General features: G+C 73.2%; 5 protein-coding genes and 1 pseudogene. 3 read left to right on the top strand and 3 right to left on the bottom strand.

Annotated features, from left to right (window positions below; translation table 11 throughout):
- Window positions 1-221: 221 nt before the first annotated feature.
- The gene (locus ACIQOV_RS20275; protein WP_401050257.1) at window positions 222-1703 is read left to right on the top strand and encodes a hypothetical protein; all 1482 of its coding nucleotides are present in this window, start codon (window positions 222-224) and stop codon (window positions 1701-1703) included.
- Window positions 1704-1764: 61 nt separating this feature from the next.
- Here the strand turns inward: ACIQOV_RS20275 and ACIQOV_RS20270 are convergent, their stop codons facing one another.
- A complete protein-coding gene (locus tag ACIQOV_RS20270; RefSeq protein WP_401050255.1) occupies window positions 1765-2334 on the bottom strand; it encodes a hypothetical protein in 570 nt (189 codons plus the stop codon).
- A gap of 288 nt (window positions 2335-2622) precedes the next feature.
- Between ACIQOV_RS20270 and ACIQOV_RS20265 the strand changes: the two genes are divergently transcribed.
- Window positions 2623-4134: a HEAT repeat domain-containing protein gene (locus ACIQOV_RS20265; RefSeq protein WP_401050252.1), complete on the top strand. Its 1512-nt coding sequence runs from the start codon at window positions 2623-2625 to the stop codon at window positions 4132-4134.
- Window positions 4135-4222: 88 nt separating this feature from the next.
- Here the strand turns inward: ACIQOV_RS20265 and ACIQOV_RS20260 are convergent, their stop codons facing one another.
- Both ACIQOV_RS20260 and ACIQOV_RS20255 read right to left on the bottom strand, forming a co-directional pair.
- Window positions 4223-5065 (bottom strand): undecaprenyl-diphosphate phosphatase, encoded by an 843-nt coding sequence (locus tag ACIQOV_RS20260; RefSeq protein ID WP_380353153.1) that lies wholly within the window; start codon window positions 5063-5065, stop codon window positions 4223-4225.
- 232 nt (window positions 5066-5297) lie between these two features.
- Complete coding sequence (locus ACIQOV_RS20255) at window positions 5298-5993, bottom strand: class I SAM-dependent methyltransferase (protein ID WP_380545885.1); 696 nt, start codon at window positions 5991-5993, stop codon at window positions 5298-5300.
- 144 nt (window positions 5994-6137) lie between these two features.
- On the opposite strand from ACIQOV_RS20255, the pseudogene ACIQOV_RS20250 reads away from it, so the two are divergent.
- Window positions 6138-6719: pseudogene (locus ACIQOV_RS20250) on the top strand (DUF4396 domain-containing protein); the annotation flags it as partial.
- Between the last annotated feature and the right edge of the window lie 86 nt (window positions 6720-6805).

The following is a 6805-nucleotide window of genomic DNA, read 5'->3' as shown; positions in this document are numbered from 1 at the left end:
CCTCGGGTGAGGACCGGGAGCGCCCCGCGCCACCGTCGGGGGGACAGCCCCGACGCTGGTGGGACGCCGCCCGACCCGGGGGCGAGGTGGCGCACCCCTACAACACACCCGTCGGGCACTGGCTTAGTAGTCTGGCGGGCCCTGGCGAACGGTGGCGAATGCTCGCCCGGCACTTGCCCGAGCCTCTAGCCTCGGATCAGCCGAGGAACCTGGGGGCTTCATTGAGCAGGGAACCCAACACCCGACTGGCCGATCTGTTCGTCCTGACCGGATGGTCGAAGGGCGAGCTGGCGCGGCTGGTCAACCGTCGGGGTGCCGCGATGGGTCAGCTGCAGCTGTCCACCGACACGTCGAGGGTACGGCGTTGGATCGAGCAGGGGGAGATCCCGCGCGATCCGGTGCCGAGGGTGCTGGCGGCCGTGTTCACGGAGCGGCTCGGCCGTGTCGTCACCACTGAGGACCTCGGTCTGGAACGACACCGGCCCACCAGGTCCGGAGCGGACACGTCCGGAGCAGTCCCGTGGTCGCCGGATCGAACAGCCGCGGTCCTCACCGAGTTCACGGGAATGGACCTCATGCTGAACCGACGTGGATTGGTGGGCGCCGGAGCCGCGCTCACGGCCGGGGCGGTCATCGCCGACTCGCTGAAGGGCTGGCTGGGAGGGGACGCGGTCGCGTACGCGGCGTCCGTCCCCGGGCCGCGACAGGTGGTCACCGGGAGCGGAGCGCACCCGGTGGTGGACGTGTACGACGCGGGCCCGGTCGGGTTCGACGAGGTGGAGTCGCTGGAGCACTCGGTGCAGGTGTTCCGGGCCTGGGACGCCGCCCGCGGCGGCGGCTTGCAGCGCAAGGCGGTGGTCGGCCAACTGAACGAGGTCGGCGGGCTGTTGACGCACCGGCACGCACCGGCGGTCGAGCAGCGGCTGTGGCTGGTCGCGGCCAACCTGGCGGTGCTGGCGGGCTGGATGTCGCACGACGTGGGCCTGGAGCCCACCGCCCAGAAGTACTTCATGATGGCGGCGGACGCGGCCAAGGAGGCCGGCGACCGGCCGCGGGCGGGTGAGGCGATCTCCCGGGCCGCACGGCAGATGGTGCACCTGGGCCGGGCCGACGACGCGCTCGACCTGATGTCGGCGGCCAAGGCGGCCGGCGGGCGGCTGCTGCCCAGAACGCGCGCCATGCTCAATACCGTCGAGGCGTGGGCGCACGCGTCGATCGGGCACTCCCAGGACACCTACCGGCTGCTGGGGGAGGCCGAGGACCTGTTCGGCGAGGAGGCGTCGGAGCCGCCGCCCTCGTGGATGCAGGTGTTCGACGAAGCCGAACTGCGCGGTATGCAGGCCCTGGTGCTGCGCACGCTGTCGGAGCACGTCCCGGCGGCGGCCGCCGAGGCCCGTCGGCACGCGGAGCGGGTGATCACGCTGCGGGAGGGCACCGGGCAGCTGCGTTCGGCGTTGTTCGACCGGATCACCCTGGCGTCGGTGCACCTGATCACCGGGGAGCCGGACGCGGCACGGTTCCAGGCCAAGATGGTGCTGAACCTGATCGGCCAGAACTCCTCGCACCGGACCTGGGACCGGCTGCGGGAGATGTACCGGCTGACCGCGCAGTACCAGGGGCTGGCGGTGGTGGACGAGCTGCGGGAGGAGCTGGGCCGGGAGCTGCGGGCGGCGGACGCCAAGAACCGGCGGCGGCTGACCTGACGGGCTCCCGGGTGGCCCCCGGCGGGTGCGCCCCGGGGACGCGGGCGCGCGTCCGTCGGAGTCAGAGCGACGGGGCCGGGCGGAGCAGCATGTGCAGGGCGACCACGGTGCCGTCCGTGCCGAGGACGGGCTCGCTCGCGCACTCGACGCCGTCGTGCCGTCCGCAGGGGCGGCGGACCCGCAGGGTGCCGGCGGCGTGGCGGCCGTGCACCAGGGCGTCGGTCATCATCCGCCGCAGCAGCGGCCGGTCCGCTTCGGGGAGGCGGTCGGGCAGCCGGTCGAGGCTGAGCGGGCCGTGGTCCGGGTCGCAGCCGAGGAGGAGGTAGGTCTCCGGGCTCCAGTGGATCCCGTCGGTGAGCAGGTCCCATGCGGCGGAGCCGAGCAGACCGTCGTCGATTCCGCCGTGGCCGCCGCCGTTGTCCAGGTAGCGGCCGGACGGCTCCTGCGTGGTGCCGTCCACTCTGCCGTCCGTTCCGCTGCCGGCGTCGCCCGTGCCGTCGCCGGCACCGTTTCCGCCCGCGGTGCCGGGAACGTCCGCCGCGGTGCCGTGCACCGTGCCGCTCCCGCCCGTCGGGGCGCCGTCCACCGCGGCGGCTCCCGGCGGGCGGGTGGCGCCTAAGGGCATGTTCATGGCGAACCCATCGCTCGGGTACGGCCCGTGGGGTGCGAGCCGTTCGGACAGTGAGAAGACTGTCGCACAGCGTCGTCACCCTTGCGGGCGATTTGGACAGAACGCAGGCAAAATTCCTCTGGCATATGCCACTGTGGCCGGAGCCTTCGTCGCCCTGTGTGCGGACCGGGGCCCGAGGCGGTAACCTTCGGTGATTCCGGCGCCCGGGCGCCCACCGCAGTACCGACCAGAGACCCCGGCGACGGAAATCCCGTTGCCACTCCGACCGCCGCAACGGATGCTGACCTCATGTTCGAGCCAGTGATAGCACCCAGTGCCAGCCTCCTAGGCCTCCTTCAGCGAGGCCGTGGTGACGGGCAGCTCCACGCGCTGGCCGCCGACCGTGCCGAGGCCATCGCCGCGCTGGAGGAGTGTGTCACCAGGGACCCGCGAGCCGACTGGCAGGTCGAGAGCCGCTCCCTCTACTACGCCCGCATCTACATGGACCTGGAAGCCCCCCTCGAAGGCATCGAGGACCACCTCCACTCCGCCGAGGACCTGGTCACCGACGACGAGAGCCGCACCGGCCTCGCCCTTTCCGTCCTGGGCCACCTCGCCGCGTACGGCCGGCGCGACGCGCTGCTGATGCTGCGCGAGTACGCCGCCACCGGTGCCAACTGGTCCTGGGCCCTCGACGAGCTCGCCCTGCGGGACGACGACCGCGGCCTGCTGCTGCTCGGCACCGCCGTCCTGGACCACTTCGCGCCGGGCCCCGAGGGCGACGCCGAGCTGCGCGAGTTCATCCGCAACGCGTACGAGCCCCGGCCCTGGCGGCTGTGGGCGGCCTACCACCCCAGAGTGGCCGCGGCCAGTGAGCAGTCACCCTTCGACCTGTGGCAGCGCCAGATCAACCGCAGCGGCGTCACCCCCGGCTGGTCCACGGCCGACGTGCTGGCCTGGGCCGACCAGGGCGAGCTCGGCGGCCTCGGGGTCGGCGCCTTCCTCGGCCGCCCCGACGGCCGTGGGGAGCCCGCACGCGGCACCGACGCGCCGTCCGGCCCCGACGCGGTGGACCGCCGCGCCGCCGCTGCCGCCCGCTGCCTGACCGCCGTGGTCCGGCCCGAGGACCGCCCGCTGCTGCTGGAAGCGGCGCGCGACGGCCTCCCCGGCGCGCGCCGGGCCGCCCTGCGCCACCTGGTCGAGCAGCGCGACCCGGCCGCCGTCGGGCTCATCGAGGCCGCCGCCGCGGACGTGGACGACCGGATCGTCCGGGCCGCGCTGGAACTGCTCGGCCGGATGCGCGGCCCCGAGGTGCTGGTCCACGCCCGGCGCTGGGCCGACCCGGCCAGCGGCGGCGCCGACAGCGCGCTCGGCGAGGCCGCCGTCCAGCTGCTCGCCGACGCCGGGGAGCCGGCCGACGCGCCGCTGGTGGTGGCCGGGCTGCGCCACTGGATCTCCGTGCGCGGGGTCAGCGGTACCGGGCTCGGGTCGCTGGTGGACGGTGCGGGGCGGCTGGCCGCCGCCGACGCCGTGCCGGTCCTGCGCCACATCTACGGCGAGGCCGCCTCCTCCGAGCTGCGCGGACGCGCCGCCCAGGCGCTGGCCGCGACCGACGTGCACTTCCCCGAGGGGCCCGCCGTCGAGTGCCTCTGGGACTGCGAGGAGTCCACGCGCGAGCTCGCCGCGCGCCATGTCGCCACCACGGGCGACGCGCGTGTGCTGGAGCGGTTGCGCAGGCTCGCCGCCGACCCGGCCGAGGAGGCCGAGGTCCACGCCGCCGTGCGCGGCCGACTGACCGCCGCCCGGGAGTTCGGGCGTTAGGGTCGGCCCACAACGTTCAGTGGGCCGGGACACCGACACGGTGTCCCGGCCCACTCGTTTCCGCGGGTCCTCGTACTGAAATCCGGTTCTACTTCACCGCGCCCGCGTCCGGGGTCAGCACGCCTCCGATGACCAGTCCGATGATCAGGACGCCGAGCAGGACCCGGTAGACCACGAACGGCATGAAGCTGTGACTGGAGATGTACTTCAGGAACCAGGCGATCGCCGCGTAGCCGACCACGAAGGCGATCACGGTGGCCAGGATGGTCGGCCCCCAGGCCGGCGCCGGACCCTCACCGATCTTGAACAGCTCCAGCGCCCCGGAGGCGAGCACCGCCGGGATGGCGAGCAGGAAGGAGTAGCGGGCGGCCGCCTCCCGGCTGTAGCCGAGCAGCAGGCCCGCGCTGATCGTGCCGCCGGAGCGGGATACACCCGGGATCAGCGCCAGCGCCTGGGCGAAACCGTAGATGCCCGCGTGCGGCAGCGTGAGGTCGGTGATCGGACGGGCGTGGCGGACGGCCCGGGTGCGGTCGGCGAAGGCCAGGACCAGGCCGAAGACGATCAGGGTGGTGCCGATGATCCGCAGGTCGCGCAGGTGGGTCTCGATGGTGTCCTGGAACAGCTTGCCCAGGATGCCGATCGGCAGGGTGCCGATGATCACGAACCAGCCCATCCGCGCGTCCGGGTCCGAGCGCAGCGCCGGCCGGAACAGGGACAGCGACCAGGTCTTGATGATCGAGGCGATGTCCCGGCGGAAGTAGATCAGCACCGCCGTCTCGGTGCCGAGCTGGGTGACGGCCGTGAAGGCCGCGCCCGGGTCGTCCCAGCCCAACAGGGCGGAGAAGACCCGCAGGTGGGCACTGGAGGAGATCGGCAGGAACTCGGTGAGGCCCTGGATCAGGCCGAGGACGGCCCCGTGGAACCAGTCGATCACCGGGCACCCGCCGGGGATATCCGTCGGGCGTGGGGCAGGGGCGGCATGGGCGGGTCCTTGCGGGTCGGAAGGGCATGCGGGGCCGCCGTGACCCGCCCGGCCCGCGGGCCGCGCGCGAGCCCGGCGCGCGGCTGATGGTACGGGGTGAAGGTGACGGTTCTTTGTTCACCCTTTGTCGCGGCTTTGCGCACAAGCCCGCCGCCGCTCCGGAGCCCGCCCGGCGTTGGGTCTAGAGCACCGGCCGGGCCCGGACCCAGGTGCGGTCCGCGGTCAGGTAGCGCTCGACCACCAGGTCGGCCTCCGCGAGCGCCCGCTCGAACGCCTCCGTGTCGAGCGGGCGGGACAGGAAGGTCTGCGTCCAGGTGCCGTCCGGGAAAACGTACTCGAAGCGCACGGAGTTGACGCCGTCGCCGACCGGCGTGGCCGAGACCAGCCGGGCCCGGGCGTCCGGGCCGATGGCGCTCTCCCGCGGTACGTTCCGGTGCCAGTCCTCGCCCTCGCGCTGCACCAGTACGCAGCCGTCCTCGGTGACGTGGCGGCGGCAGGTCTCCAGCAGGCCCCGGCGGACCGTCACATCACCGGCGTGCACCAGGAAGGAGGCGAGTACGACGACGTCGAAGCGCTCGCCGAGGTCCAGCTCCTCGATCGGGCTGCGCACCGTGCGGACGTCCGCGCGGACCCGGGCCAGCATGTCGGGGGACTCGTCCACGGCCGTCACGGCGAAGCCTCGATCGGTCAGCGGGTGCGTCATCCGGCCGACGCCGCAGCCGAGTTCGAGGATGCGCGCACCGGGCGGCACCGCGGCCTCGATCACGTCCGGGGCGTCGCCCACGGGGAGCCGGCTCCACACCTCGACGGCGCAGCCGTCCGGGCTGATCGCGCCCTCACCCGTTCCGTCGTAACCCGCGCGTCGTTCGTCTGCCATGCCCTTCATCGGAACACGGACGGGTGCACAGGGGAAGAGGGCGTCGGAACGGGATTGTCAGATACCCCAGGGGGGTATATGTTCGACGGTGACGGAGCGAGGGAAGCGGCGCCGAACGGGGCGCCGGGGCGCGTGGAGGACGACATGGCACACCCCGAGCAGCACGAGCGCCAGGAGCGGGCCGACCGGCAGCACGCCGCTCACGAGCACCACGGACACCATGAGCGGCACGGGCACGACCATGTCGGCCACCACGGCCAGCAGGCCCACGGCGGCCACCACCAGGCCGGCGGCGGTGGCGGAGCCGGCTGGCGGACGGCCGCGCAGGCGACCCTGCACTGCCTCACCGGGTGCGCCATCGGCGAAATCCTGGGCATGGTGCTCGGCACCGCCTTCGGCCTGCACAACGGCGCGACCGTGGTGCTCTCGATCCTGCTGGCCTTCGTCTTCGGTTACGCGCTGACCATGCGCGGCGTGCTGAAGGCCGGCCTCGACGTCGGCGCCGCGGTCAAGGTCGCGCTGGCCGCCGACACCGTCTCGATCCTGGTGATGGAGCTGATCGACAACACCGTGATGGTCACCGTCCCGGGGGCGATGGACGCGGGCCTCGGCGACCTGTTGTTCTGGGTGGCGCTGGCGGGTTCGCTGGCCCTGGCGTTCGCGCTGACCGTCCCGGTCAACAAGTGGATGATCGGCCGGGGGCGCGGCCACGCCGTGGTGCACGCGTCACCCTGTCTCTCATCCACGCGGGGAGGCTTGGATGGGCAAGAGCCGCAGAACTGTTCCCGAGGAACTCTTGCTGCTCGCTTTGG

The sequence above is a fragment of the Kitasatospora sp. NPDC091257 genome (assembly GCF_044757675.1).
GTDB lineage: Bacteria > Actinomycetota > Actinomycetes > Streptomycetales > Streptomycetaceae > Kitasatospora > Kitasatospora lactacystinica.
The sequence above is the reverse complement of the archived record's forward strand: the minus strand, read 5'-3'. Positions and strand labels throughout refer to the sequence as shown.